Origin of the sequence: Campylobacter helveticus (assembly GCF_002080395.1) — a bacterium.
GTDB classification, from domain to species: Bacteria; Campylobacterota; Campylobacteria; order Campylobacterales; family Campylobacteraceae; genus Campylobacter_D; species Campylobacter_D helveticus.
Window position 1 is genome coordinate 1,111,130 of record NZ_CP020478.1, and the last position, 26,074, is coordinate 1,137,203.

At 35.6% G+C, this 26,074-nt stretch carries 21 protein-coding genes; 6 read left to right on the forward strand and 15 right to left on the reverse strand.

The window, feature by feature from the left end; all coding sequences use genetic code 11:
* Positions 1 to 50: 50 nt before the first annotated feature.
* The 9 genes from CHELV3228_RS05985 to CHELV3228_RS06025 are packed head-to-tail and all read right to left on the reverse strand — an operon-like array spanning position 51 to position 7,176.
* The gene (locus tag CHELV3228_RS05985; protein ID WP_082200119.1) at positions 51 to 803 is read right to left on the reverse strand and encodes a pseudouridine synthase family protein; all 753 of its coding nucleotides are present in this window, start codon (positions 801 to 803) and stop codon (positions 51 to 53) included.
* Positions 784 to 1,929, reverse strand: coding sequence for a lipid IV(A) 3-deoxy-D-manno-octulosonic acid transferase (gene waaA, locus CHELV3228_RS05990; protein WP_082200763.1), 1,146 nt, complete (start codon positions 1,927 to 1,929; stop codon positions 784 to 786). The genes CHELV3228_RS05985 and waaA overlap by 20 nt, the downstream gene beginning before the upstream one ends.
* Positions 1,929 to 2,651 carry a zinc ribbon domain-containing protein gene (locus CHELV3228_RS05995; RefSeq protein WP_082200120.1) on the reverse strand — a complete coding sequence of 241 codons (723 nt, stop codon included), beginning with the start codon at positions 2,649 to 2,651 and terminating at the stop codon, positions 1,929 to 1,931. The genes waaA and CHELV3228_RS05995 overlap by 1 nt, the downstream gene beginning before the upstream one ends.
* Before the next feature lie 9 nt (positions 2,652 to 2,660).
* Positions 2,661 to 3,386 (reverse strand): Nif3-like dinuclear metal center hexameric protein, encoded by a 726-nt coding sequence (locus CHELV3228_RS06000; RefSeq protein ID WP_082200121.1) that lies wholly within the window; start codon positions 3,384 to 3,386, stop codon positions 2,661 to 2,663.
* Positions 3,373 to 4,236, reverse strand: a complete 864-nt coding sequence (glyQ, locus tag CHELV3228_RS06005) for a glycine--tRNA ligase subunit alpha (protein WP_082200122.1) — start codon at positions 4,234 to 4,236, stop codon at positions 3,373 to 3,375. The genes CHELV3228_RS06000 and glyQ overlap by 14 nt, the downstream gene beginning before the upstream one ends.
* Entirely contained in the window at positions 4,233 to 4,730 is a 498-nt protein-coding gene (locus tag CHELV3228_RS06010; RefSeq protein ID WP_082200123.1) for a DUF3972 domain-containing protein, read from the reverse strand. Before CHELV3228_RS06010 ends, glyQ begins: the two co-directional genes overlap by 4 nt.
* The gene (gene purE, locus CHELV3228_RS06015; protein WP_082200124.1) at positions 4,731 to 5,225 is read right to left on the reverse strand and encodes a 5-(carboxyamino)imidazole ribonucleotide mutase; all 495 of its coding nucleotides are present in this window, start codon (positions 5,223 to 5,225) and stop codon (positions 4,731 to 4,733) included.
* The gene (locus CHELV3228_RS06020) at positions 5,222 to 6,478 is read right to left on the reverse strand and encodes a peptidase U32 family protein (RefSeq protein ID WP_082200125.1); all 1,257 of its coding nucleotides are present in this window, start codon (positions 6,476 to 6,478) and stop codon (positions 5,222 to 5,224) included. Before CHELV3228_RS06020 ends, purE begins: the two co-directional genes overlap by 4 nt.
* Positions 6,475 to 7,176, reverse strand: coding sequence for a chemotaxis protein (locus tag CHELV3228_RS06025; protein WP_082200126.1), 702 nt, complete (start codon positions 7,174 to 7,176; stop codon positions 6,475 to 6,477). Before CHELV3228_RS06025 ends, CHELV3228_RS06020 begins: the two co-directional genes overlap by 4 nt.
* A 187-nt stretch (positions 7,177 to 7,363) precedes the next feature.
* Between CHELV3228_RS06025 and glnA the strand changes: the two genes are divergently transcribed.
* Positions 7,364 to 8,794: a type I glutamate--ammonia ligase gene (gene glnA / locus CHELV3228_RS06030; protein ID WP_082200127.1), complete on the forward strand. Its 1,431-nt coding sequence runs from the start codon at positions 7,364 to 7,366 to the stop codon at positions 8,792 to 8,794.
* Positions 8,795 to 8,916: 122 nt separating this feature from the next.
* On the opposite strand, the gene CHELV3228_RS10575 is transcribed toward glnA, so the two are convergent.
* The 6 genes from CHELV3228_RS10575 to CHELV3228_RS06060 all read right to left on the reverse strand — a co-directional run bounded on the left by CHELV3228_RS10575 (position 8,917) and on the right by CHELV3228_RS06060 (position 18,785).
* Positions 8,917 to 10,533, reverse strand: a complete 1,617-nt coding sequence (locus CHELV3228_RS10575) for a phospholipase D-like domain-containing protein (protein ID WP_234980988.1) — start codon at positions 10,531 to 10,533, stop codon at positions 8,917 to 8,919.
* Positions 10,533 to 10,859 carry an AAA domain-containing protein gene (locus CHELV3228_RS06040; protein ID WP_159445017.1) on the reverse strand — a complete coding sequence of 109 codons (327 nt, stop codon included), beginning with the start codon at positions 10,857 to 10,859 and terminating at the stop codon, positions 10,533 to 10,535. The genes CHELV3228_RS10575 and CHELV3228_RS06040 overlap by 1 nt, the downstream gene beginning before the upstream one ends.
* 5 nt (positions 10,860 to 10,864) lie before the next feature.
* A complete protein-coding gene (locus tag CHELV3228_RS06045; RefSeq protein WP_082200129.1) occupies positions 10,865 to 14,161 on the reverse strand; it encodes an AAA domain-containing protein in 3,297 nt (1,098 codons plus the stop codon).
* A 166-nt stretch (positions 14,162 to 14,327) separates the two neighbouring features.
* Positions 14,328 to 16,511, reverse strand: a complete 2,184-nt coding sequence (hypF, locus tag CHELV3228_RS06050) for a carbamoyltransferase HypF (protein ID WP_082200130.1) — start codon at positions 16,509 to 16,511, stop codon at positions 14,328 to 14,330.
* Positions 16,492 to 18,009 carry a hypothetical protein gene (locus CHELV3228_RS06055; RefSeq protein WP_082200131.1) on the reverse strand — a complete coding sequence of 506 codons (1,518 nt, stop codon included), beginning with the start codon at positions 18,007 to 18,009 and terminating at the stop codon, positions 16,492 to 16,494. The genes hypF and CHELV3228_RS06055 overlap by 20 nt, the downstream gene beginning before the upstream one ends.
* A gap of 14 nt (positions 18,010 to 18,023) precedes the next feature.
* On the reverse strand, positions 18,024 to 18,785 hold the full coding sequence (locus CHELV3228_RS06060) for a thiazole synthase (protein ID WP_082200132.1): 762 nt from the start codon (positions 18,783 to 18,785) through the stop codon (positions 18,024 to 18,026).
* A gap of 119 nt (positions 18,786 to 18,904) precedes the next feature.
* Between CHELV3228_RS06060 and pheS the strand changes: the two genes are divergently transcribed.
* From pheS to CHELV3228_RS06085, 5 genes are all read left to right on the forward strand, one after another.
* Positions 18,905 to 19,897, forward strand: coding sequence for a phenylalanine--tRNA ligase subunit alpha (gene pheS, locus CHELV3228_RS06065; RefSeq protein ID WP_082200133.1), 993 nt, complete (start codon positions 18,905 to 18,907; stop codon positions 19,895 to 19,897).
* The gene (gene pheT / locus CHELV3228_RS06070; RefSeq protein ID WP_082200134.1) at positions 19,894 to 22,215 is read left to right on the forward strand and encodes a phenylalanine--tRNA ligase subunit beta; all 2,322 of its coding nucleotides are present in this window, start codon (positions 19,894 to 19,896) and stop codon (positions 22,213 to 22,215) included. Before pheS ends, pheT begins: the two co-directional genes overlap by 4 nt.
* Positions 22,212 to 23,489 carry a 3-phosphoshikimate 1-carboxyvinyltransferase gene (gene aroA, locus CHELV3228_RS06075; protein ID WP_082200135.1) on the forward strand — a complete coding sequence of 426 codons (1,278 nt, stop codon included), beginning with the start codon at positions 22,212 to 22,214 and terminating at the stop codon, positions 23,487 to 23,489. Before pheT ends, aroA begins: the two co-directional genes overlap by 4 nt.
* Positions 23,479 to 24,315: a 4-hydroxy-3-methylbut-2-enyl diphosphate reductase gene (locus CHELV3228_RS06080; protein ID WP_082200136.1), complete on the forward strand. Its 837-nt coding sequence runs from the start codon at positions 23,479 to 23,481 to the stop codon at positions 24,313 to 24,315. Before aroA ends, CHELV3228_RS06080 begins: the two co-directional genes overlap by 11 nt.
* 87 nt (positions 24,316 to 24,402) lie before the next feature.
* Positions 24,403 to 26,070, forward strand: a complete 1,668-nt coding sequence (locus tag CHELV3228_RS06085; RefSeq protein WP_082200137.1) for a 30S ribosomal protein S1 — start codon at positions 24,403 to 24,405, stop codon at positions 26,068 to 26,070.
* Positions 26,071 to 26,074: the final 4 nt, after the last annotated feature.

The following is a 26,074-nucleotide window of genomic DNA, read 5'->3' on the forward strand; positions in this document are numbered from 1 at the left end:
TTCCCTATAAAATAAAGTCGAAATTATACAAAATTTTTGCTTAAATGGCTTTAAAACTCTAAATTTTTCACTTCAAAACCAAATTTTGCAAAACTTTCATCCAAACTAGCCTTAAATTCGTAATGCAAAATTTTTAACTCATAACTATGCAAATACATTCTATCCGCCGAATTTTTGCCGTATTTTTCATCGCCCATAATGGGATGTTTTATAAAGGCGGTATGCACCCTTATTTGGTGCGTTCTGCCTGTTTGGATACAAATTTTTGCTAGAGTTTTTTTACCCTGTATCATCAAGGGACTTATGGTGCTTAAAGCACTTTGCCCATCTTTTGAAATTTTACTAAAAGCACCATTTTTACCTTTTATAGTGCGTATAGGCTCATTTACCACAAGCTCTTCTGCCAAAACCCCATCAAGCACGGCAATATAGCTTTTATAAACCCTTTGTTTTTTAAATTCTCCTATGCAAATTTGCCTAAAATCTTCATCTTTACAAAGTAAAATAAGCCCACTCGTTTCTTTATCAAGCCTATTTAGAAGTTTAGCTCCAAATTCACTTTCCAACTCTTCACTAATGTAAGAATAAGGCTTGTTTATCGCTAAAATTTTTTCATCTTCAAATAGAACTTTAGGCTTTTTCGTTTTCACTAGGCTAAATTTCGCTTTTTCACTCATTAAAGCCCTTGCGACAACAACCTTTTTGCCGTGAGAAAATACCAAACCCCTATCTATCAAATCCTTAGCTTCGCGGTTGGAAATATTTTCTTGCAAGGCAAGTAGTTTATAAGCTTTTTCTTGCATCTAACCCTTCCTTTATCGCATTTTCCACTATGCTCAAATCCTTAAAATGCGAAATTCTAGCTTTTTTATTTAAATTATGCATCATAAAATTAAGATTTTTCAAATCCTCGCAAAAATTCACATTTTCAACTTCAGCAAATAAGCTTTTTTGATTATCGATATGAATACCTGAAATAAGAACATTATTGAAACTTGCAACCTCGATGGGATTATGTCCGCCTATATTTGCGATAAAAGAGCCTCCAAGCACGACAACATCACTAATAGCATAAAAATTTACCAATTCTCCCAAAGTATCAAGTAATAAAATTTGAGCCTTAAAATCCTCCCATTTCTCCAAATGAGAAAATTTTTCATAAGAATAATTACTAAGCAAATTTTCCACCTCTAAAAAACGCTCAGGATGTCTTGGTGCGATGATGAGCCTTTCGTTTTCTTGTAGGTTAATAGATTTTAGCAAAAGTTCTTCTTCGTTTTTATGGGTGCTGGCAAAAATAATGAGTTTTTCTTTTAATTTGACATAGCGTTTATGAGGCACGACATCTAAATTTGCTTTAATATTTTTAAACACCCTAACATTTTTCGCACCAAGCTCTTCTAATCTCAATTTATCTTTTTCACTTTGAGCAAAAACTTCATCAATATAAGAGAAAATTAAACGATAAAAAAAAGCAAATCTCAAATACACCTTGTAAGATTTATCTGCAATTCTGGCGTTAATCAAAAGCACTTTAGCTCCTTTTAATTTCGCCATAAAAACTAGCATTAGCCAATATTCAGCTTCGAAAATTACCAAAACTTTGCAAGGCTTCAACCAAAAAGGTAAAAAATTTTCAAAAACTAAAAAATTTACCCTCTTGCAAAATTTCTTCGCTTCCTCAAAGCCCGTTTGAGTTATCACACTAATTCTAGAATCAAATTTTTGACTTAAAACACCTATGCTTCTTACCTCCCCTAAAGAACAAGCGTGAAAATGCACCTTAGCATCCTGACAAGAGTTTTTATAAAGAAAAAATCTTGCTTTTAGGCTTAATTTATATTTATTTTTAAAAAATGAAAGAAAAAATAGTGGGATAGCACCTAAAAAAAATGCTATCCAAGTAAGGAAGTAATAAAAAACAATTATCAATTCTTTTTCGCTTCTTCAAGCTCTTTGTATAAAATTCTACCACAATGCGGACAAGTTACTATTTCCTCGCCCTTTACCACAGCTAGATAAGTCTTATCGTAAATTTTCATAAAACAACCATAACAAGCTTGTTTTTTTACAGGCACAACGGCAGTATTTTTCGCCCATTTGCGAATTTTTTCATAAAAGCCAAGCACCTTTTGATTCATCTCACCCACAAGCTTAGTTTTTTTATTATAAATTGTCATTCTTTCTTTCTCAAGGCTTGAAATTTGAACTTCAATATCTTTTTTAATCCCCTCTAAATCTGCCTCTTCTTTAGCCTTGTTTTCTAACAATTCTTTCTTGAAAAGCTCTTTGTTTTCTAAAATTTTATCAAGACGCACAATTTCATCGTTTGCCGCATCAAGCTGTTCTTTGGCGATGTCCTCTTCTATCTTAAGCGCATTAGCCTCTTTTTCTGTTTTAACCGCACCACTTTTTTTGCCAAGCTCTTTAATCTTGGCTGAAAATTCTGCAATATGAGCATTATTTTGAGCTTTCTGTGCCTCTATATCTTTAATCTCATCATCTGCTCCAACAAGCTCTTCGCTCATCTTGGCTATCCTAGCCTCAGCCTCTCTTAAAGTCTTGCTCACACTGCTAATTTTAGGCTCAAAGCTATCAATTTCTTTGTCTATTTGCGATAAATGAACTAATTGCTCGAGATATTTATTCATTGATTTTCCTTAAAAATATTGAAATGGATTTTTTGAAACCGACATTATAACCTTTAGTGGCAAATTTTGCAAGTGTTTCACCAAGCTTTCAGCAAAATAACACTCACTCTCATAATGCCCAAGCTCAATTAAACTTAAGCCATTACTTAACGCTTCTAGCGCCTGATGATACTTAAAATCTCCACTCAAAAAACAATCTGCCCTCACGCTCGAAATCAAATCCCCTCCACTCCCAGTGCAAATCGCTATTTTTTCAAGCTTTTCCCTGCCGCTAAAGCTAATTTTAAGTTGAGACAAATTTAGTCTTTTCCTAACCCTTTCACAAAGCTCACCAAAACTTAAATCAACTTTCACATAAATTAAAAATTCTTCTTGCCAAAAATCCTCAAAACCCAAAATTTCTTTTACAAAATATCGATTTAAATGACTTAAATCGTAATTAGTGTGTAGAGAAATTAAGGCAATATTTTTTTTTACCATTTCTTTGATAAGAAATTGAGGATAAGTCGTTCCGCTTAAATTCTTCAAAGGTTTAAAAATCAAAGGGTGGTGCGTGATAAAAAGGGAATTTTCTTCGGCATTTTTAATTAAATTTTCATCAATATCAAGACTAAGATAAACTTTAGAAATTTCATCTTGCTCATTTCCTAGTAAAAGTCCGCTATTATCCCAACTAGCTTGTTTTTCAAAAGGACTAAGGGTATCTAAAAAGGCATAAATTTCATTCAGCTTCATTAAGATTTTTCTTATAAATTTCGGCACAATTTTTAGAAAGCTCACGAATTTTGAGCATATAATCTTGTCTTTTTGCTACAGAAATTGCTCCCCTTGCGTCAAGAAGATTAAAGGTGTGAGCCGCCAACATACAATAATCATACGCAGGCAAAGCCAAGCCTTGCTCTAGCGTGTTTTTACACTCTTCATAAGCGTTTTGAAATTGCGAATTTAAAAGCTCTACACTACTTGTTTCAAAATTATACTTGCTATACTCATACTCGCTTTGTTTATGCACATCGGCGTATTTGATGAGCTGCCCATTAAATTCACTCCATGCTATATCATAGACATTTTCAACATTTTGCAAATACATCGCAAGGCGTTCAAGCCCGTAGGTTATCTCCGCACTTACCAAATCCACAGCTATGCCACCAACTTGCTGAAAATAAGTAAATTGCGTAACTTCCATACCATCAAGCCAAACTTCCCAGCCAAGTCCCCACGCCCCTAAACTTGGACTTTCCCAATTATCCTCCACAAAGCGTATGTCGTGGCTTTTCAAATCAAAACCTAAATTTTCAAGGCTTTTTAAATAAAGCTCTTGGATATTATCAGGGCTTGGTTTGATTAAAACTTGAAACTGATAATAAGCTCCCAAGCGGTTAGGATTTTCTCCATAACGCCCATCAGTAGGACGGCGAGAAGGTGCGACATAAGCACAAGCCCAAGGCTTTTTACCCAAGCTTCTTAAAAAAGTCGCAGGGTGAAAAGTCCCTGCACCCGCTGGCATATCATAAGGTTGCATTATCGCACAGCCATTTTCCTGCCAAAAATTTTGTAATTTTAAAATCATTTGCGAAAAAGTCATTGTGGTTTTTCCTCTTCTTTAGCCTTGTCGCCATAAATTTCTATGGTTTTATTCCACATTAATTTATATTTTCTTTTCATAAATTCCGCATCTTCTCTTGCGTGTTTTAATTCTTCATTTAAGGTTTCTATAGTTTTTCTATCTGCGTCATAAAGCTCTTGCATAGAATAAAGCGCATCTCTTAAGAATTTATTTTCATTTTTTAAGGCTTCTAAAGTCTCATCTTTAGCGTCTAAAACCTTTTCGTGCAAATTTAAAATTGTGCCTATGGTTTTTTCTACAAAACTCTCTCCCGCTAAAGTCATAGAATTAACCATAGAATTTTGATTTGCTCCGCTTGGCACGACACTAAAAGTGCCTTGATTTGCTTCAATATAAATTTTGTCATCCTCTTCTTTAAAATTTAAAGAACCATTTGCCATCATCCCTTTTACAACATCTTCATTTAAATGCACAAGTTTGCAAAATTCGTCTAATTCTAAATAAGTTTGCATTTATAAAATCACCTCTACGCTTTTAGAATCTTTAATGAGCTTTTCTTCCTTCGCCCTACGCTCTTCTTTGAGAGCCTTAGCTAAATCCTCGTCCCCAATCGCCAAAATTTGAACTGCCAAATAAGCCGCATTCATCGCTCCAGCTTTTCCTATGGCTAAGGTTCCCACAGGAATTCCACTTGGCATTTGCACAGTGGAAAATAAAGAATCCATACTTGCCAAATTTCCCCCACTCATCGGTACTCCCAAAACAGGCTTGGTTGTATAAGCTGCCACCGCCCCTGCTAAGTGTGCTGCCATACCCGCAGCCGCAATGAAAACTTGAGCTCCCTTTTGCTCCGCTTCTTTAATGTATTCTTTAGTTCTTTTTGGACTTCTATGAGCTGAAGTGATGATAAGCTCATATTTAACATTAAAGCCCTCAAGCACTTTCGCCGCCTCGCTCATTATCTCATAATCACTCTTGCTTCCCATTAATATCGCTACAAATTTCATACAATTTCCTTTCTTAAGAAACTAAACTCTGGCACTAAATTTGGCATTTTAATCGCATTTTCATTACCGCTGTGAATTTCTGCGTATTCTTTATTATTTTTACTGAGCATTTTTTTAAATTCGACAAAAAATTTGCCCTCTTTTTCATAAACCTTTCCAAGCTCGTTTTCACAAACCTCTATCTTAGAATTTAAAGGACTTAAAATCTCATAAGACTCATTTAAGACAACTTTCCCTTTGCACTTAAAAAATTCACCATTTTCCACAAAACCCTGCACCTGATGTGTCCCCTCCTCTATGCTTGTAAGGTGATTTTGTGTATCAACTTTTTCTAAAGGACGCGAGATAAGATAGCCATCTGTAAAACCGCGGTTTTTAAGTGTATGAATTTCTTTTTCATATTTTAAGGCATCAAATTCTCCCCTTAAAACATCTTCGATTGCCATTTTGTAAGTCCTAGTCGTCAGTGCGACATAATACTCACTTTTTGTGCGTCCCTCTATCTTAAAAGCACTAATGCAATCTTCCTTCATAATTTTTTCGATATAAGAACATAAATTTAAATCCTTAGAATTAAAAATATGCGTTCCATTTTCATCTTCTTCTAAGCGGAAAAGCACCCCGTTTTCTTTATTTTTGGCGAAAAGTTCATAAGAAAAACGGCAATCATTCGCACAAGAGCCGCGGTTACTCATTCTCCCACTTTGAACAGAGCTTATTAAACAACGCCCAGAATACGCAAAGCACATTGAACCATGCACAAAAGCTTCTAGCTCTATATCGCAATTTTCTTTCAAAATCTTAGCGTCCTTAAGTCCTAGCTCACGAGCGATAACAACACGCTTTGCACCCATTTCTTTATAAACTTTGGCGTCCAAATAATTTAAAACATTAGCCTGTGTTGAGATATGTAAAGGAATTTCAGGGGCTAACTCTTTTACTAAAGCCATAGCCCCAACAGAAGCAACTATAAAAGCATCGGGCTTCATCTCGCGTAACTTTAAAATATGCCTTTTAAGCCCTTCGATTTGTCCGCTTAAATGAAAACCATTAAGAGTTACATAAATTTTTTTACCTCTTTTATGAGTGTAATCAACCGCCTCATTAAAGCTCTCATAGTCAAATTCACGCGCCGTTCTTGAACGCAAGGAAAAATTATTAACTCCAGCATAAACCGCATCAGCTCCATAAGCAAGAGCGATTTTAAGTTTCGTAAAATTTCCAGCTGGAGCAACAATTTCAGGTATTATCATTTCTGCCCTAAAGACGCTATTAATGCCTCTATATCATCGTTACTTACCACATCTGCAGTGCTATCGCCATCGATATGAACAGCCGAACTTACGCGCTTTTTGTCATCAATTTTACCCTCAAACAAAGAGCTCATATAGCGACTTAACGCGCGCATTACATTAATGACTCTTTCGATTTTTTGCCTATGGATATCCTGATATTGCATTGCATCCATAGCCATCATTACTTCATCTTGTCCGCTTTGCAAATTTTCACCCATTTCTTTAGTTTTTTCCTTAATATCCTTATTAATGTTTAAAGCCTCATTAAAGCTTTCAACGCTAGGAAAACGCTCTGCTAATTTGGTAAAAATGTCGATATTTTTATCAAAAACATTATTTAAATCTTTTAACAAACTCTCAGAATCTGCGAAAAAATTACTAATACTTTCGAGCTTATCCATCATCTCCGTAGCTTTTTCTTCGCTATCTTTCGTAACATCATCAAGTTGATGAACGACTTTGTGTTCCTCATTTGGTGGGGGTGGTGGCCAAAGGGTATTGTGATTTAGCTGGTAGTCGGTAGATTTCATATTTTCAACTATAGCTCCATTTTCACTAATTTCGCTCTCTTCAGTCACACTAGGCTCTTCACTAGAATTTGGCGAATCGATATCAACATCGCCATTCATTAAGGCATCAAGTTCTTCTTGAGTCATACTCTTCCTTAATATTTAAGATTGTAAATTGAAATTATAATGCAAATTAATTAAAACTAAGATATAAAAATGAAATTTTTATGTAAAAATATAATTTTAAAATTCCTAAAAAAAATTATATTAATTAAAACTGAATTAAAAAATTTATGATACAATTTTGCAATTCAATTTTAATCAAGGAGAAAATATGGGCAAATTTGTCAATAATGTCGAAGAATTTTTTAGCTACTGCAAAGAAAACGAAGTCGCGTTTGTGGATTTTCGCTTTACCGATATAATAGGGGTTTGGCATCACATCACTTATAATTTTCACTCTATCAGCGAAGAAACTTTTGAGGTAGGAATTCCATTTGATGGAAGTTCGCTAAAGGGTTGGCAGCCTGTGGATAAATCGGATATGATTTTAAAGCCAGACGCCCCAAGTGCCTTCTTAGACCCTTTTACTGCAGACCAGACCATCATCGTTTTTTGTGATGTTTATGACATTTATAAGGGGCAAATGTATGAAAAATGTCCGCGTTCCATAGCCAAAAAAGCACTTAATTATTTACAAGAAAGTGGTGTAGCTGATATGGCTTATTTTGGACCAGAAAATGAATTTTTTATCTTTGATAGTGTAAAAATAGTCGATAGTGCTAATTGTTCCAAATATGAAGTGGATACTGAAGAGGGAGAATGGAACGATAATAAAGAATTTGTTGATAGTTACAACACTGGACACCGCCCAAGAAACAAAGGTGGATATTTTCCTGTCGCACCTATTGATTCTTTAGTTGATATTAGGGCTGAAATGGTGCAAACTTTAGAAAAAGTTGGCGTTAAAACATTTGTCCATCACCACGAAGTCGCGCAAGGGCAGGCGGAAATTGGCGTTCATTTTGGCACTTTAGTCGAGGCTGCGGATAATGTGCAAATTTACAAATATATCGTTAAAATGGTTGCACATCTTAATGGAAAAACCGCCACTTTTATGCCAAAACCTCTTTATGGAGATAATGGTAGTGGTATGCATGTGCATATGAGCTTATGGAAAAATGGAGTTAATTTATTTTACGATGAAAATGGTTATGGAGGGCTTAGCAAGGACGCCATCCACTACATAGGAGGCATACTTAAAAATGCAAGAAGTGTAGCTGCTTTTACTAATCCTAGCTCAAATTCTTACAAAAGGATAGTTCCGGGTTTTGAAGCGCCTTGCATTTTGACTTATTCTTGTCAAAATAGAAGTGCGAGTTGTCGTATCCCTTATGGTATGGGGAAAAACTCCGCACGCGTTGAAATTCGCTTCCCAGATAGCACGGCAAATCCTTATCTCGCCTTTGTCTCACTTCTAATGGCAGGACTTGACGGGATGAAAAACAAGCATATTCCAGTTGGACCTATGGAGGAAAATTTATTTGATTTAACCCTAGATGAAGTTCGCGAAAAAGGTATCGAGCAACTCCCGCACACGCTAAGAGGAAGCCTAGAAGCCTTGATACGATACAACTCTTTCTTAAAACCTGTGATGAGTGATATTTTTATCGATGATTATCAACATCTTAAATTTGCTACTCAAGTTTGGCCTGTCGAAGCACGCCCTACCGCGTATGAATTTAAAACCTGCTATTCTTGCTAATAAAACTTAATCCCGCTAAATTTGCGGGATTAAGTATTGATTTTTCAAATCCCTAGCGAGGATTAATAATTATTTCGCGATTATTAATCCTTAAAAAATTAAAACTGAAAATTTTCTCCCACCTAATTAAACATTTCTCGTTGCTTTTGTATAGAATCTTTATTTCTTACAATACTTGAGCTTTCTTTGCGAAGCTCTTCGTTTTCTTTTTGCACGCCTGCAAAGCTTAGCCAGTTAAAGCTCCCCACGATCATAAACTCACTATCACAGATGAGAATCTTTTCATGGCTATTGTCCGTTTTGCTTATAAAATGCTTGGGATATTTCCCACTCCAGCGCGTAAAAAGCACACGCGATTCTTCATCAATGGGAGCTTTATCAAGCTTATTTCTAGGCTTTAAGCCATATTTGATACATACTTTCACGCCGCGTGCCATTGTGGATTCTAGCTCTTTTTGATAGCCCTCTAGCACATTGGTGCGCACCCAAGGGCTATGGATACACACGCATTCTTTAGCATTTTTGAGTGCGTATAGGAAATAATCCTTATGCTCGCCTACCTCTAGTATTTTACCCTCGCTTATATCAAGCTCCAAATTCGCGCGCTTTTGTATTTTCTCACTCTCTAGGGCGTTAAATTTTTCCACATTATCTGTAAAAGCCTTGTTTTTATTTGTATCAAATTTGCTTGTGTCGATAAGATTTTCAAAAAGCAGTGTCGCGCTTTTGTCTATATCATATTTCTCATCAAGCACCAGAATCCGCTCCCCTTTGCTTGCATTTTTATAAAACAAACACACATAGCTTTTGAAAAATTTCTTGCACTCTACGATATCTGTAATCTCTAGCACTTCGCACGCTCCGCTAGATTCTGCTATTTTAGATTCTGTTTTCTCTTGTGATGATTTTGCAGAATCTTCTTGCGTAGAATCTTGCTCTTTTTGCTTTTTCTTTGTATCTTTAGAATCTTCTGGCACATCAAGCCCTCTTAGTCCCTCTAGCAAAATCTGGCGTAGCGTTAGTGTTTTTTCATCATTAAAAAATTCACTCAAGCCCTCTAATCGCAAGCGTTTATTAGAATCTGGTTTTAGCTCAAAGCTCTCTTTATCTGGCTTATGTTCTAGCCTTACACTTTCATCTTTTGCGCTTTTGGCACTAGCTTGCACATTGCCAAATATCCCATCTGTTATGACATACGCGCTTGTCTCTTCCACCACGCGCTCTTTTGCTTTTTGCAAGATCTCCTTGCCATTATTGGTTAAGCGCAGTTCGCCTGCGTGTGATTGCAGATCAATATAGCCCTTAAGCTCTAGATCTGCGACAATGCTATGGAATATCTCTTCATCTAGCTGCGTGATAGCCTTGAGTGTCGCAAAAGTGCTTTTGCTTTTGCCATTTTCACCCTGCATTTTTTGCGTGGATTCTATGATGTGCAAGATCCCTTCAAGTATGGGGTGCAGGGGTAGCTCTTTTGCTATTTGATAGTGGATTTTTGTCTTATAGTAGGGATAATAAACGCGCTTTGTGTCATAGTGGATATAGCTTGTATCTTCCTCGCCACCCGCCATATCTTCGCGCACAGCTTCAGGCATAATGTGGCTTGCTAGATTCTGGGCCTCCTTGTCCGCCTTTTCACTATCACAAAAATAGCGCGCATATTTATGCGTGATAAGCTCTAGGTCTATATCTTTTTTCTCTGTATTTGCTTGATTTTGTGGATTTTGCCTTTTCTTTGCCATTATCGCTCTCCTTTTTTATTGCTTTCAGGATCTTGTAGCATTTGGATTTTATAGGTATCTGTATCTTCTTCAAACTGCACGATGATTTGAGCAAATGGATTTTCCCCTTCGCTCACGCTTGCCATTTTGAGATAGTCCTTATCTCCCACGATGAGCAGGAACTTTTTGGCACGAGAGAGCGAGACATTGAGTCGCTTTTCATCAGCGATGAAGTCGATCTTGCTGCCCTTTCTTTGTTGCTGCGCTTCTTTGGTGTTTTTGACCTTCGAGCTTCGCACACAGTCATAAATAATCATATCCCTATCGCTTCCTTGGAAGCTATCCACCGTGCCTATGTCAATGCGGATATTTGAATTTTGTATTCGTCTATGAGATTTTTTAGTCTGCTATTTAGGAGCGCGGCTTGGGCTTTGTAGGGTGTGATGATCCCTATATCGCTTATACTTTGAGATTCTAGGATTTTCTCTTTTAGCACTTTTAGCGTGTTCAAAATTACACTTGCATTGCAATGATTGATTTTCCCCGTGCCTTTTTGTGTGTCTTCTTTATCACTTCTTTTGCTCGTATCAAGCCACACAGCATTTGCCTTAAATACTTTCACATTGTGCATCTTTTGCGCACTAATTTCCTCTTTTGTTTGCAATTTCCCTTCATAAAAGGCCTTACTATACAAATCACAGATGCTTTTATGCGCACGGTAGTTATAGGTGAGCATGTGTTTGAAATTATAAAGATAGTCATATTGATACGCATTGCCCTGCTCTATCGCCCCCTCTATCCGCCCAAAAAGCCGCTCAAAAAGCGAAGTTGTTACATCTTTTTTCGTGGCGTTAAATTCAGCACTTGGGTGTTTTTTCTTTCCATGTTTAGAACCTTTACCGAGCTGCATTACCACATCATCATCTACCACAGGGGCTAGCTGCCTATGATCGCCTACTAAAATAATGCGCCTAGCTTTAATGCAAGGCACTAAAAGCTCGCTTGGTGTCGCCCTTCCAGCCTCATCGACAATAGCCACATCAAACTCCACATCACGGAAACTTTTCCACGAAGAGATCCCAAGCAATGTGCCAAAGAAAAGGCGAATATCTTTAGTAAAAAGCTCATAGACTTCCTGCTCTTTTGATTTTTTATCACCTTTCTTGCTTTGACTTTTTTCTTCAATCACACTACTTAAGGTTTGCAGTCTTTTTTTAAAATCCTCCTGCAAAGATTTTAGCTCTTCTTGTATGTTTGGATTAGAATCTTTTATGGGATTATTTTTTATGCGTTCTAGATTTTCTTTTAGAATCTTATCGATCACTTTTTGGGGCGTGTAAGATTTTGCGATTTCGCTTGTGATGTTTTCTTCATTTCCTATGCGAAATAGCTTATCATCTCCTTTTGGATTCTTTTCACTCGTGGCAATTTTCTCTAGCACATTATCCACGGCTTGATTGCTTTGGGAAGTGATGAGAATCTTATAGTGTTTATGGAGCTTTTGATACTGCTTTACTATCTCTGTTATCGTGGTGGTTTTGCCTGTGCCCGGAGGTCCTTGTATGAGCAAAATCTCACAGTCAGATTTTAGGCTTAGAGCCTTTCTTACCGCTTCTTGCTGGTTTTCATCTAAGCTCTTATTAAAGTAAGATTCTATATCGCGTAGCTTATTTTCTTTGAGCTCTATTGGCGCATTGATTTTGCGTAAAAGATTTGGGATCTGCGTCCTGCCTTCTTGCAAATCCTCTAAAGCCTTATTTCTCTTACTCCATAGAATCTCGCGCACTTGATAGTCATACGAGATAGCATAAGTTTTTTTCTTATCAAGCGCATTGGCTTCACCCTCTTTCCTTCCTAGCGTGCCATATTTTTCTTTAAGTTTTATAGTAAGTTCTTTTGTCGCTGGATTGTAGTGTTTCACCACGCCCTTAATGTTTTCAGCATGCAGATTGTCTTTTTGGCTGGATTCTTGGATTATCACATCTTCTTTTGGTTTAAAGGCTTTTGCTTGATCTTGTGTTTGCTCCTGCTTAGATTCTTTAGATAAATCTTGTGTGCTGTCTTGCGCTTCTTTATCCGCAGTTTCATCGCTAGATTTGGCACTACTAGAATCCTTGAAAGTAAGCTCATCAGCCCCCGTTTTTACACCAATATATTGAAAAAGCTTTGTCTGCTTTTTCTCATCTATATCTCTTTTCTCAGCCTTCAATAGCTCTTCTTCGCTCACAATAGCGATTTTATCGATCTCTTTTCTCTCTCGCTCAAACTCTGCTTGTTTAAATCGCTGGTCTAGTTCTCGTTTCAGTTTGCCTATATTTGAAGCTTGACTATGCCTATTGTGCCACCCCTTCACAGTGAAGCTAAACCAATGCACCAGCTCCACGCCTTCGCTTATAATCTTTTCTATCCTTGTGCTCTCATTCTCTCGCACATCCAACACCCAGAGATAGCTATCGCTATTTTTCACAGCAGAACAGATGAATACCAAATCATTGATAGCAAATTCTAGTTTGGATTCTGGCTCTCTACTCTTTTTATTTTTCTCTTCAAACTGGCGCGCATATGCCCTATGCCCACGAATGCGCTCTTGTATATGCTTCTTTATTGATTCCATATCGCTAGAATCTAGATCATTTTTATCCGCATACACTGCAAGTGTTTTATCATTTTGACAGCGCAGTTCATAGACATTTTTTGGCACGACACTATCATATAAATGTCGTAATTCCCTCTCTAAATCGTGCAGTTTGCTTCTCTTTTCTGGTAAAAAAGCGCAGCATTGTTTCACAAGTGAAAGCAATTCCTTTTCTACACTATCAAGCTCATATTTACTCAAAATAGATTCAAAGATAGAATCCAAATCCTGCGGTTTCGTATAAGAATCCAAATCATCATACTCCCAGGCATCAAGCAAAAGCTTTAGCATACACAGCCCAAAGGAAAAAATATCACTCTCTTTGCCCGCGCGAGAATCAGCCGCCCCAGAGTCTAGCGCGCCTAAAAACCCTAGCTGCTCTGGCGCATAAAATCGTGCGCTAGATTCTAGCCCTGCTTTTAATGCTTTAGAATCTGTGCTACCAACAAGCGGGGCATAAAAATAGCTCCTCCCAAAATCCAGCAAAAACATGCGGTTGTTGCCATCTAGCAAAATATTGCTAGGATTGAGATTGCCGTGGTAAAAGCCTTTTGTATGGATATATTTAAGCGCATCAAGAATCTGCAACGCACATTCAAACAGCCTGACATAATCAAGTGAGCTTCCCCCATACCCCTCGCCCTCTTCATCATCTTTGCGCTCACTATTTGCTAGCTCATCTGCAAAATCCCCACTCTCATTACAATCATCGCTAGAAATCTCATCGCAAAATGCGCGATAAGAAAATTCATCTATATCCTCGCGCAAATGCCGCAAGAAATAAAAATACTCTGTGTCTTCTTCGACCTTGAAATGCAGCAGATTTTTATGCGAGAGAGTGCTAAGACTCTGCGCCGTGAAAGAAAAATGCTCATTAGATTCTGTGCGCGCCACTTTTGTTAAGACAAACTCGCCCCATTCTTTAAGCCCCGCACTCACCTTGAAGCACTCATTCCCCAGACTATCACGCCCCAAATCTTTTAAAATCTTATATTTTCCTAGAATCTTGCTCATTTCCAGCCTTTTGGTAATTTGAAAAAAGCAATTCTACAAAAAAAAAAAAAACAATTTCATTAACACAAAATTACATTTCTTTATAAACAAAGTTTCAATTGTAAGTAAAAGGCTCTCAAAATATCAAAATTATAATGCTTAACCTTTCCACATTTAAACTTACAATTTAACCCTTAGCACATTTTAAAAAATGTATCATTTGTCCAAGTGCGATGGAGCTATCATTACAAGGAAATTCTAATGGGACGAAAAAATCAAGCCCCTTTTTATGCAAAATTTTGAGCAAAGTTTTATTTTGAAAAACTCCTCCGCTCACAAGCACCTTTTCACCTCGACTAAATTCAAGCATAAAATTTGCCAAAGCATTGAAAAATCCTGTCGTTGCTTTGACAGCATCATCTCGCAAAGCGCCTAAAATCACTTCCTTAAAATCAATTTGTCCGTCTTTAAATTTAAGCTCATAAGAAAAATCTAAATTTGCATTATAAAATTTCTCACACATTAATCCAACTTGCGCTTCATAAGAACAACGCTCAATCCCAAAAACAATACTCCCAAACGCATCAATAATGCGTCCTAAAGAGCTAGTATAAAGCGTGGAATTTTCATAAATTTTTTCCAAATTTCTTAATTTTACACTTGGGATTGTCCTTAAAAATTCCTGTGCCTCCTCTTTTAAATCATAATGCCAAATCAAACTTAAAGCTAAATTTTGGATATTTTTAATGTCGCTATTTATCAATTTAAAATATTCAAAATGCCCTATTCTCTCATATTTTTCTAAGTTTCCTCTTAAAATTTCGCCCCCCCAAATTCGTCCATCATCACCATAACCCGTGCCATCAAAGATAAATCCCAAAACTTCATCTTTAAAACCAGCTTCAAAATAAGCCGCACAAAAATGCGCATAGTGGTGTGATATTGGATAATAGATTAATTTTTTAAAGTCCTTAGCATAGTCAAAATGTGGATGTTTATCGCACAAGATTTCTTCAAATTTCAAATCATAAAGTCTTGTGAAAAAATCCAAAAGCTTCTCAAAGCGCCCTCTTACATCAAGACTTTTCAAATCCCCTATATAAGGACTGATTAAAAGCTTATTTTCATAAAAAATGACAAATTCATTTTTAAGCTCTGCACCAAGTGCGAGCAAGGGCTTTTTTCTCTTGCTAAATTCCACGCTTAAATAACGCGGATTTAATGCTCTTGAAGTGCGAAGATACATAGTTTTACCATCTATAACTTGTGCGATGCTATCATCACTAGAATTTACAATGTCTCTTTCATAATCTAAATAATAATCAAAAATACCCCCAAGTTTTTCTAACAAATTTTTTGCCTCATAAATAATGTTTTCTCCGCTCAAATTTGCACTTGTGGCCACCAAAGCGCCATCAAAATACTCAAAAAGTAAAAGATGAAGCGGAGTATAGGCTAAGAAAATTCCTATTTTATCAACATTTGGTGCGATGAGTGGAAAATCTTTTTTTGCCCTTAAAAGCACTATGGGAGCAACTTTACTAGTAAGCAAATTTGTCTCATTTTCATCAATATAAGCTATTTTTTTTGCGTTTTTTAAATCTTTACACATTAAGGCAAAGGGCTTTAATGGGCGGTTTTTACGCTCTCTTAACTTTATCAAAGCTTTTTCATTAAAGGCATCGCACATCAAGTGAAATCCCCCCAAACCTTTAACCGCCACGATTTTACCCTCTTTTAAAAACCTAGCACAAAGCTTAAAAGCCTCGCTAAATGAGGCTAAAATCTCGCCCTTTTCATCTTTTAAAAAAACAGGAATCGCACAGCTAGGACAGCTAATAGGCTGAGCGTGAAAACGGCGATTATTTGGATTTTCATATTCGCTTTTACAACTTTCACACATTGCAAAAGTATTCATCGAAGTATTTTTTCTATCATAAGGTAAATTTTTTATAATAGAAAACCTAGGACCACAATGTGTGCAAGTGATGAAAGGATAAAGATAGCGAGGATTTGTTTCATCATAAAATTCTTTTTTACACTCCAAGCAAAAGCTAAAATCGCTTAAAATCGGCGAAGTTTTGGGACTTTGTTTAGAATTTACGATACGAAATTGAGTAAAATTTTCAAATTTTTGAGAGCTGATTTTGAGCGTATCTATCCTTGCGAGTGGGGGTAAATTTTCCTTTAAATTCGCTAAAAATGCCTCAAGTTTTTCTTTGGTAACATTAAGCTTTATTAACACACCAAAGCCGTCATTACAGACCTCTCCAACAAGTCCAAATTTCAAAGCAAGCCCATAAATGAAAGGGCGCATTCCTACGCCTTGAACTAAACCCTTAATTTCAATTTTATATGTAAAGTGGCACATCACTTACTTTGGAATTTTTTAAATGTTTAAGGGTGATTTTAAGCAAAGATTTATGGGAAAAAAGTGAACCGCTTACAAGTGCCTTATCCACTTGCTTTTTATCTCTTAACTCATCATAAGTATCGCGTAAAAAATAGCCCAAACTCTCCACCGCCCCATAAGCGATATTATTTTTCTCAACCCCAGCCAACATAAAGCTCATCGCACTTCTTAGCGTTCTTGTATAATCAAATTCCTTATTATCTTTCAAACGATAATCAATCTTCACCCCACGCGGAATTTTTGCACTATCGGCTAAAGCTAAAAGCTCAAAGGCTGCTTCATTTAAGCTAGGTTTTAAATCTAAAATGCGTCCTAAAATCCCAAAGAGTGAAAAAAAATTATTTTGCGTTTTGAGCGGTTCATTAAGCAAGACAAATTCTTTTTGAAAATTCGCCAAAAGTCTCGACCCAACTTCGTCCTTTTCTATCTCTTCGTAAATTTCTTTAGAATGTTTTGGTAGATTTAATTTCAGCAAATTTAATTCTTTATTTAAAAGCAAAATATCTTCATAATCTTCACTAAGCTCTAAAATAAGAGCATTTTCCCCCTCCAAACTTGCAAGGTAAGAAAGCCTAGCCATATTTTTATCTTGCTTAGTAAAAATCAAATCTCTAGCTTTTTTATCAATAAAATCAAATCCTCTTAAAACGACAACTTGTTCCTCATAATTTAAAAGTTCAAATTCCTCGCTCAATTTCTGCACTTTTTTAAAACTTAAAAATTGATAATCCTCATCAAAAAGCTTCAAACCCAAAGCGTATAAAAAAATATCATCGGCTAATTTCACCTTAAATTCATTAAAAATTAAATGATGATTTTGCCTAAAAACCGCACTAATTTTAAGACTCATTAAAGGCTTTTCCACACTTGCCAAAAGCTTTAAAATCGTATCATTGCAAACAAAAATAGAACGCAAAGCCTCAACCCTTGAAGGCATTAAAAAATCACCCTTAAAATCCTTAGAAAAAAGCGAAATTTCATAAATTCCTTTGTGGTTTTTCAAATAAATGACTTGGTTATCTCTTAGCGTTTCCAAACTTTTCGTAAGAAAATGGTTAAAATTTTCTTTGGTAATTTTTTCAAAATTTTCACCAAATTTTAGCTCACTTTCACAAAAAACGCCCCATTCATTCTCACATAAATTTTCATTTTGACTATAAGCATTAGCATTTAAATGCGTTAAAAGAGAGTATTTTTCATAAGTTTTTTCTTCGCTTTTTTTAGGGGTAAAATCCTGCGAAGCTTTCACATCAAAATTTTTCAAAAACACACTATAACTCATCTTTGATAATGTGTCGCAAAATTCCTTTAGCTCTTCTTCCTCGCCACTAATCTTAAGCGTGTAGGTATCTTTTTCTTTTTGCAAGTCAAAAACATAATTTCTCGCATAAAATCTTAAAAGATATTCAAAAATTTCATTATTTGCTAAATATTTAAAACTAAATTCTAAAGTCAATTTTAATCCTTTTATCAATCTCTTAAAAAGCCCGTGAGTGGCGAACTTGCCCTAGCCTCGCTTTCCTTAGCTAAACCAGCCAAATACCCTGTCCTACCAGCCTCCACAGCCAAAGCAAAAGCCCTAGCCATAAGGGGGACATTTTTTGCTTCTGCTAAAGCGGTGTTTAACATCACAGCCGCCACACCCATTTGCATCGCTTCACAAGCTTGAGCAGGTGTGCCAAGCCCCGCATCAACTATAATAGGCAAAGAAATTTCATTGAGTAAAATTTGTATAAATTCTTTCGCACATAGACCCTTATTTGTCCCTATGGGAGCAGCTAAGGGCATAATCGCCGCCGCACCTGCATCTTGCATAGCCCTAGCCACATACAAATCCGCACTCATATAAGGTAAAGGCGTAAAGCCGTCTTTTGCCAAAAGCTCAACAGCTTTAATGCTTTCATAATTATCAGGCAACAAATATTTACTATCCTTAATCACTTCGATTTTAATAAGATCCGCCCCACAAAGCTCTCTAGCAAGTCTTGCTATGCGTAAAGCCTCTTCTGCATTTCTAGCCCCAGAAGTATTTGGCAAAAGTGTAACGCCTTTTGGGATAAAATCTAAAATATTTTCCAAACCATTTGCATTAACCCTGCGTAAAGCAAGGGTAATAATTTGCGCCCCAGCTTCCTTAATTGCAGAATTAATTAATTCTAAAGAATATTTCCCAGAACCCAAAATAAAACGACTGCCAAACTCAAATTTTCCTATTTTCAAATTATCACTCATACCGCAACTCCATTTTTATCAATCATAGCAAATTTTGACTTAATTCATCTCATTAAAAGAAAGTTTTAAATTAACTTGTGTAAAATTCAAGCCTTAATTACCATTTTAAAGGGAAAAGTTTGCAAAAGTTCATCGATGAAATACAAAATGCCAAAACGCTAAACGAATTAGAAAATCTTAGAATCGCGGTGCTTGGAAAAAAGGGAAGTTTAACGGCTGAATTTGCTAAGCTAAAAGATTTAGAGGGCGAAGAAAAAAAGGAATTTGCCGCAAAAATTAACCAATTAAAAGAAAACTTCAATAAAGCTTTTAATGAAAAATTGCAAGTTTTACAAAATCTTGAACTTGATGCAAAAATGCAAAAAGAGGCATTAAATTTTAGCTATTTTGATGAAAATGCCAAGAAGGGGGCTTTACACCCTGTTTTAAGCACTATGGATAAGATTATAGAATATTTTGTAGCACTTAATTTTAGCGTTGAAAAAGGTCCCTTAATTGAAGATGATTTTCATAATTTTGAAGCCCTAAATTTACCCAAATCACACCCAGCAAGGGATATGCAGGATACTTTTTATTTTAACGATGAGAGGCTTTTACGCACACACACTTCTCCCGTGCAAATTCGAACAATGCTTTCCCAAAAGCCACCCATTAGAATGATAGCACCCGGTGCCGTTTTTAGGCGCGATTTTGATTTAACGCATACGCCAATGTTTCATCAAATCGAAGGTTTAGTTGTAGAGGCGGGACAAAAAGTAAGTTTTGCAAATTTAAAAAGCGTTTTGGAAGATTTTTTGCGTTATATGTTTGGCGAAGTTAAGGTGCGTTTTCGTCCTAGTTTTTTCCCTTTCACTGAACCTTCTGCTGAGGTGGATATTTCTTGCGTTTTTTGTAAGGGTTGTGGATGTAGGGTTTGCAAAAACACGACTTGGCTCGAGGTAATGGGGTGTGGCGTGGTTGACCCAAATGTTTTTCAATTCGTTGATTATAAAAATGTTAGCGGTTATGCTTTTGGGCTTGGAGTGGAAAGGTTTGCTATGCTTTTACATCAAATTCCTGATTTGCGTTCTTTATATGAGGGCGATTTAAGATTACTGGAGCAATTTAGATGATAGTTACAAGAACTTGGTTAAGCGAATGGATAGACATTAGTCATAAAAGCCTAGAACTTTTAGTTAAAACACTAAATTCCATAGGCTTAGAGGTGGATAAAGCATATAGCCTTAAAGCCCCAAATAATGTGGTTGTCGGCTTAGTTATAGAAAAAAGCAAACACGAAAATGCTGAAAAATTGAGTGTTTGTAAGGTTGATATAGGCACGGAAGTTTTACAAATCGTTTGTGGTGCAGCAAATGTCGCACAAAATCAATATGTCGCCGTAGCTTTAGAGGGCGCTAAAATGCCTAATGGCTTAGAAATAAAAAAAGCAAAATTAAGAGGCGTAGAATCTTGCGGTATGCTTTGCTCTAGTGTTGAGCTTGGTTTTGCTAAGACAAACGAGGGGATTTTAATCCTAGATGAAAGTATAGGCGAACTTGAGCTAGGCAGAGCGCTAAATAGCTATGAAATTTTTAATGATGAGTTGATTGAGGTTGAGCTAACTCCAAATAGAGGAGATTGTCTTAGCGTGTATGGGATAGCTAGGGATTTAGCCGTAGCTCTTGAGCTTGACTTAAATGAAAAAAAGAAATTTGAAGAAAACGAAAATGCACTAGGCATAGGACGCATTTTAAGACTTGGTGTAACTAGAGATCTTAATAGCCTCCTTATGTATAGAGCTTTCGAGCTTAAGGAGGAATTACATAATAAACTCTTAATCAATCTAAGGTTAGCACAAGCTGAACTTTTAAGTCAAAATTCCATAGAAAATTTACTAAATTACGCCACACACTCAACGGGCGTTTTGTTTAATGCTTATGATTTTGATAAGCTTGAAAAAAGCAATGATGAGCTAAATTTTACCCTCAGCAAAGAGACACAAGGCGAAAGCAAAATTAGTTGTCAGGAAGAATTTTTAAGCATTAGTGGAATTTATCAAAATAAAAAAATAAAATGCGATGAAAATACAAAACTGATTATTTTAGAGGCGCATTACACTGAGCCTAGCATCATCGCACAAAGTAAAAATAAATATAAAGAAATCGATGAAAAAACATTTTATAGAAGTTTTAGAGGTAGCGAACCTAAGCTAAATGTAGGAATGGACTTTTTACTACAACAAATTGCAAAAATTCCAAGTGTTATGATTTATAGCTCTTCCCAACAAGTTCTAGATTATAAAAAAGAGCAAATTATAGCTGTTAGCATAGAAACCATTAATAACACCATAGGACAAAGTATCGACAAAGATGAAATTTTAAAAATTCTTAAAAAACTAGGTTTTGAACTTCTGCTCACAAACGATGGACTAATCAATGTTAAAGTTCCATTACACCGCAGTGATATTAAAAATATCTTTGATATTTGCGAAGAAATTGTGCGTATCATAGGTATAGATAATATCGCCTCAAAAGGTTTGGAATTTGTAGAAAAAAATCATCTTAACGAAACTTATAAGGATTACAAAAAGCTTCTGGATTTACGCCAAAGCGCAGTAAATAATGGCTATTTCGAAAGCCTACACTATGTTTTGGATAATGAAAAAGAGCTTGAGGTTTTTGGTTTTGGGAAATTAAATTTAAAACTAATCAATCCCATAACAGAAGAATTAAACACTCTACGCTCCACACTTTTAAACCAGCTTTTAAACGCCGCAAGTCTTAATGCGAAAAATTCACAAAAAATCATCAAGCTCTTTCAAAGTGGGGCGGTTTTTAATACCAAAAATGAAGAGCTTCATCATCTAGCCTTTATCCATAGTGGCTTTAAGGAAGAGGCTAAAATTTCCAATAAAGCCAAGCCTACTTTAGTAAATTTTTATGATTTTCTTTTGGATATGAGAAATATTTTAGGTGCATTTGAGCTTAAAAATTCAAATTTTAGCTTTTTAAGCCCGTATGAGCAAGCTTATATTTATAAAAATAATCAAATCATAGGCTTTCTAGGAAGAGTGCATTTAAACTTAGAGGAGCAAAAAGATTTACCTAAGACTTATGTTTGTGAGCTTAATTTGGCACTTTTAAAAAATGAGATAAAAACCGCGAAGCCTTATTCTAAATTCCCAAAAGTTAGTAGGGATTTAAGCATACTTGTGCCTAAAAATTTCTCTTATGAAACCATAAAAGAAACTATAAAAAAACTTAATCTTGACCTTTTAGAAAATTTTAGACTCATTGATATTTACAGCGATGAAAATTTAAAAGACTCATATAGCTTAACCTTAAATTTTAATTTTAAATCTCTTGAAAAAACCTTAGAGGATAAAGAAGTCAATGCGTGTTTAGATACCATTTTAAAAGCACTCCAAGAACTAGGACTGAAACTAAGATGAAAATAAAAGCTCTTAACAAAGGCTTTAAAGCGGAGTTAGAGGACATCGCCACAGATAAGAGCATTAGCCACAGATTTGCCATTTTTGCACTTTTAAGCGATAAAACTAGTAGGGCGAAAAATTATCTTTTAGCAGAAGATACGCTAAATACACTCAAAATCATTGAAAATTTAGGCGCTAAAGTCGAAAGAAATGGCAGTGAAGTTTGCATTAGTCCTAGTGCTAAAATCAATGAACCTCCTTGCATTTTAGAATGTGGAAATTCTGGCACAGCTATGCGTTTAATGATAGGTTTTTTAGCTGGGATTGAGGGATTTTTCGTTTTAAGTGGAGATAAGTATCTAAACAAAAGACCTATGAAACGCATTTGTGAGCCTTTAAAAAAAATAGGAGCTAAAATTATGGGAAGAGAGGAGGCAAATTTTGCTCCGCTTTGCATTGAAGGACAGAAGCTCAAAAGTTTTAATTATACTAGCGAAATTTCCTCAGCTCAAGTTAAAACAGCGATGATTTTAGCGGGCTTTAGAGCTGATAAGGTAAGTTTTTTTAAAGAAAGCTTTTTAAGTCGCAATCACAGCGAAAATATGCTGACTTTTATGGAAGCACCACTAAAAATTCAAGGGACAAGCCTTGAAATTTCTCCTCTTCAAAAGCCTTTAAAGCCACTTAATATCACCATACCAAACGATCCTTCTTCGGTATTTTATTTTATTCTTGCCGCACTTATCTTGCCTAATTCGCAAATTTGTATCAAAAATGTGCTTTTAAACCCTACAAGAATCGAGGCTTATAAGATTTTGGAAAAAATGGGAGCAAACATTTCTTACCATTTTGACGAAGAAAATTTTGAAAAAATAGGGACAATTTACGCCTCAAGTAGCAAATTACAAGCAGTAGAAATAAGTGAAAACATCTCTTGGCTTATCGATGAAGCTCCAGCTCTTGCCATAGCTTTTGCTCTTGCAAATGGCACAAGTTTATTAAAAAATGCCAAAGAACTTCGCGTTAAAGAAAGCGATAGAATCAAAGCTATGGTTACAAATTTACAAAAGTGCGGCATCAAAGCAGAAGAGCTAGAAGATGGTTTTAAAATCACAGGTGGCACACCAAAATCTGCTTACATAGAAAGCTTTGGCGATCACCGTATTGCTATGAGTTTTGCGATTTTGGGTTTAGTTTGCTCTATGGAGATAGATGATTATTCTTGCATTGCCACTTCTTTTCCTAATTTTACAACCATACTCGAAAATTTGGGGGTGCAAATTGATTATTGAATTGGCAAAAAATTATGGCTTTTGTTTTGGTGTAAAAAGAGCCATTAAAAAAGCTGAACAAATTAAAAACGCCGCTAGTATAGGTCCTCTTATTCACAATAATGAAGAAATTTCACGCTTACAAAATGATTTTAATGTCAAAACTCTTCAAAGTATCAATGACCTAAGTAATGAAAAAAAGGCTATTATAAGAACTCACGGCATTACTAAACAAGACTTAGCTTTACTTAAAAAGAAAAATATAGAAATTTATGACGCGACCTGCCCTTTCGTAACAAAACCGCAACAGCTTTGCGAAAAAATGAGCGATGAGGGCTATGAGGTCGTTATTTTTGGTGATGAAAATCATCCTGAAGTTAAGGGTGTAAAAAGCTATGTTAGCACGAAAGCTTATGTGATTTTAGATGAAAAAGAATTATACAACATCAAACTACCTAATAAAATCGCTGTCGTTTCTCAAACCACAAAAAAAGTGGAAAATTTTATGAAAATCGTCAATTATTTAATGCTTAAATGCAAAGAAGTTAGGGTTTTTAATACCATTTGCGATGCAACTTTTAAAAATCAAGAAGCCATTTTAGAACTCTCTCAAAAAAGTGATGTGATGGTAGTTGTAGGAGGCAAAAACTCAGCCAACACCAAGCAACTTTTTCTCATCGCTAAACAACATTGCGAAAATAGCTATTTAATCGAAACTCAAGAAGAATTAAAAGCGGAGTGGTTTAAGGACAAAAAGCATTGTGGAGTAAGTGCTGGAGCTAGCACACCTGATTGGATAATTCAAAAAGTTCTTAAAAAGTTAGAAGAATTCAGTAAAAAAACCTAAATTTATGAAAAAATATGTAGAATTAACCCTTATTAACAAATTTTTAGATAAAATTTAGCATTTATTTAAATCAAAAAAAGGACCACGATGAACGAGGTGAACAAAAAAGTTCAAAACAATATGGAAGATTTTCTTGAAGAAGAAGATTTTGGAAAACTCTTAGATACTTTTGATAAATCTAAGGAAGAGGCGATTTTCGAGGGTAAGATAGTCGCCATTAAAAATGATGGAGTTTATGTCGATATAGGCAAAAAATCAGAAGGCTTGTTGGCGCTTGAAGAAATTCAGGATGATAAAGGGAATTTGGCTTTCAATATTGGCGATAGCATTAAAGTTGCTACCGTAGGTCATCGTGATGGAAGAGCCGTCTCTCACAAAAAAGCTTTAAGCAAAGAGAAAGTTGTTGAATTCATTAAAAATTATAATGAAGAGAGTGAAAATATTTTTGATGTTAAAGTCATCAATAAAAACAAGGGAGGAATTGTCGCAGTCAATGATGACGGTGTAGAATTTTTCATTCCCAAGTCTCAATATGGCTTTAAAGATTCTAATAATGTTGTTGGGAAAAACTTTAAGGTTAAGATTATTAAGGTCGATAAAGAAGAACAAAGCATTATCGCATCAAGGAAAAAAATTTTAGATGACGAAAGAAAGAAGCGCAAAGAAGTTATCAATGAAATTTTAGACAAAAACGAACTTATTGAAGGACTTGTAAAAAAAATCACAACCTATGGTATGTTTGTCGATGTTGGTGGCATAGATGGACTTGTGCATTATAGTGAAATTTCTTACAAAGGACCTGTAAATCCCAGTTCTCTTTATAAAGAAGGCGATAAAGTGCCGGTTAAGATCATTAAATATGATAAGGACAAAAAACACCTCTCCTTATCGATAAAAGCAGCCTTGCCAGATCCTTGGAGCGAGATAAAAGACAGCTTAGAAGTGGGAGACACCATTAAAGTTGTCGTTTCAAATATTGAGCCTTATGGGGCTTTTGTGGATTTGGGTAATGACATTGAGGGTTTTTTACATATAAGTGAAATTTCTTGGGATAAAAATATAAAAAATCCTAAAGATTATATTAGCAAAGGTGAAGAAATTGATGTTGAGGTTATAGAGATTAACTCAAATGAAAGAAGATTAAGGGTTTCTCTTAGAAATTTACTTTCTAAACCTTTTGACGAATTTACCAAAAAATATAAAGTGGGAGAAGTTGTCAAAGGCATTATCACTTCCACGACTGCTTTTGGTGCTTTTGTGAAAATAGATAATGTCGAAGGACTTTTACACAACGAAGATGCCTCTTGGGATAGAAACGATAAGTGTAAAGACGCCTTTAATGTTAGCGATGAAATTGAAGTAAAAATTATTAAAATCGATGAAGAAAATCAAAAAATTTCACTGAGCATAAAAGAGCTGAAAAGTAGTCCTGTTCAAGAATACTCCAAAACACATAAGGTTGGGGATATTGTCAAAGGTATCATTAGAGACATAAAGGATTTTGGCGTATTTGTAGAGCTTAGTGAAAATGTCGATGCACTTATCCACAAAGAAGATATTAGTCCTAATATGCTTGAAGGCTTAAAGATTGGCGATGAGATTGAAGCAGCCATCGCCTTTATCGATGAAAAGAAAAATAGAATTCGTTTAAGTGTGAAAAATTTATTAAGGCTTAAAGAAAGAGAAGCCTTAAATGAAATCAATAGCGATGATAAAATGACCTTAGGCGATATCATTAAAGAGCAATTATCATAAGCCT

Bases quoted from the DNA above. Each gene is read 5' to 3' on its own strand.
- CHELV3228_RS05985 (WP_082200119.1), bottom strand. From the start codon at position 803: ATGCAAGAAAAAGCTTATAAACTACTTGCCTTGCAAGAAAATATTTCC.
- CHELV3228_RS05995 (WP_082200120.1), bottom strand. From the start codon at position 2,651: ATGAATAAATATCTCGAGCAATTAGTTCATTTATCGCAAATAGACAAA.
- CHELV3228_RS06000 (WP_082200121.1), bottom strand. From the start codon at position 3,386: ATGAAGCTGAATGAAATTTATGCCTTTTTAGATACCCTTAGTCCTTTT.
- glyQ (WP_082200122.1), bottom strand. From the start codon at position 4,236: ATGACTTTTTCGCAAATGATTTTAAAATTACAAAATTTTTGGCAGGAA.
- CHELV3228_RS06010 (WP_082200123.1), bottom strand. From the start codon at position 4,730: ATGCAAACTTATTTAGAATTAGACGAATTTTGCAAACTTGTGCATTTA.
- purE (WP_082200124.1), bottom strand. From the start codon at position 5,225: ATGAAATTTGTAGCGATATTAATGGGAAGCAAGAGTGATTATGAGATA.
- CHELV3228_RS06020 (WP_082200125.1), bottom strand. From the start codon at position 6,478: ATGATAATACCTGAAATTGTTGCTCCAGCTGGAAATTTTACGAAACTT.
- CHELV3228_RS06025 (WP_082200126.1), bottom strand. From the start codon at position 7,176: ATGACTCAAGAAGAACTTGATGCCTTAATGAATGGCGATGTTGATATC.
- glnA (WP_082200127.1), top strand. From the start codon at position 7,364: ATGGGCAAATTTGTCAATAATGTCGAAGAATTTTTTAGCTACTGCAAA.
- CHELV3228_RS10575 (WP_234980988.1), bottom strand. From the start codon at position 10,533: ATGGCAAAGAAAAGGCAAAATCCACAAAATCAAGCAAATACAGAGAAA.
- CHELV3228_RS06045 (WP_082200129.1), bottom strand. From the start codon at position 14,161: ATGAGCAAGATTCTAGGAAAATATAAGATTTTAAAAGATTTGGGGCGT.
- hypF (WP_082200130.1), bottom strand. From the start codon at position 16,511: ATGTGCCACTTTACATATAAAATTGAAATTAAGGGTTTAGTTCAAGGC.
- CHELV3228_RS06060 (WP_082200132.1), bottom strand. From the start codon at position 18,785: ATGAGTGATAATTTGAAAATAGGAAAATTTGAGTTTGGCAGTCGTTTT.
- pheT (WP_082200134.1), top strand. From the start codon at position 19,894: ATGATAGTTACAAGAACTTGGTTAAGCGAATGGATAGACATTAGTCAT.
- aroA (WP_082200135.1), top strand. From the start codon at position 22,212: ATGAAAATAAAAGCTCTTAACAAAGGCTTTAAAGCGGAGTTAGAGGAC.
- CHELV3228_RS06085 (WP_082200137.1), top strand. From the start codon at position 24,403: ATGAACGAGGTGAACAAAAAAGTTCAAAACAATATGGAAGATTTTCTT.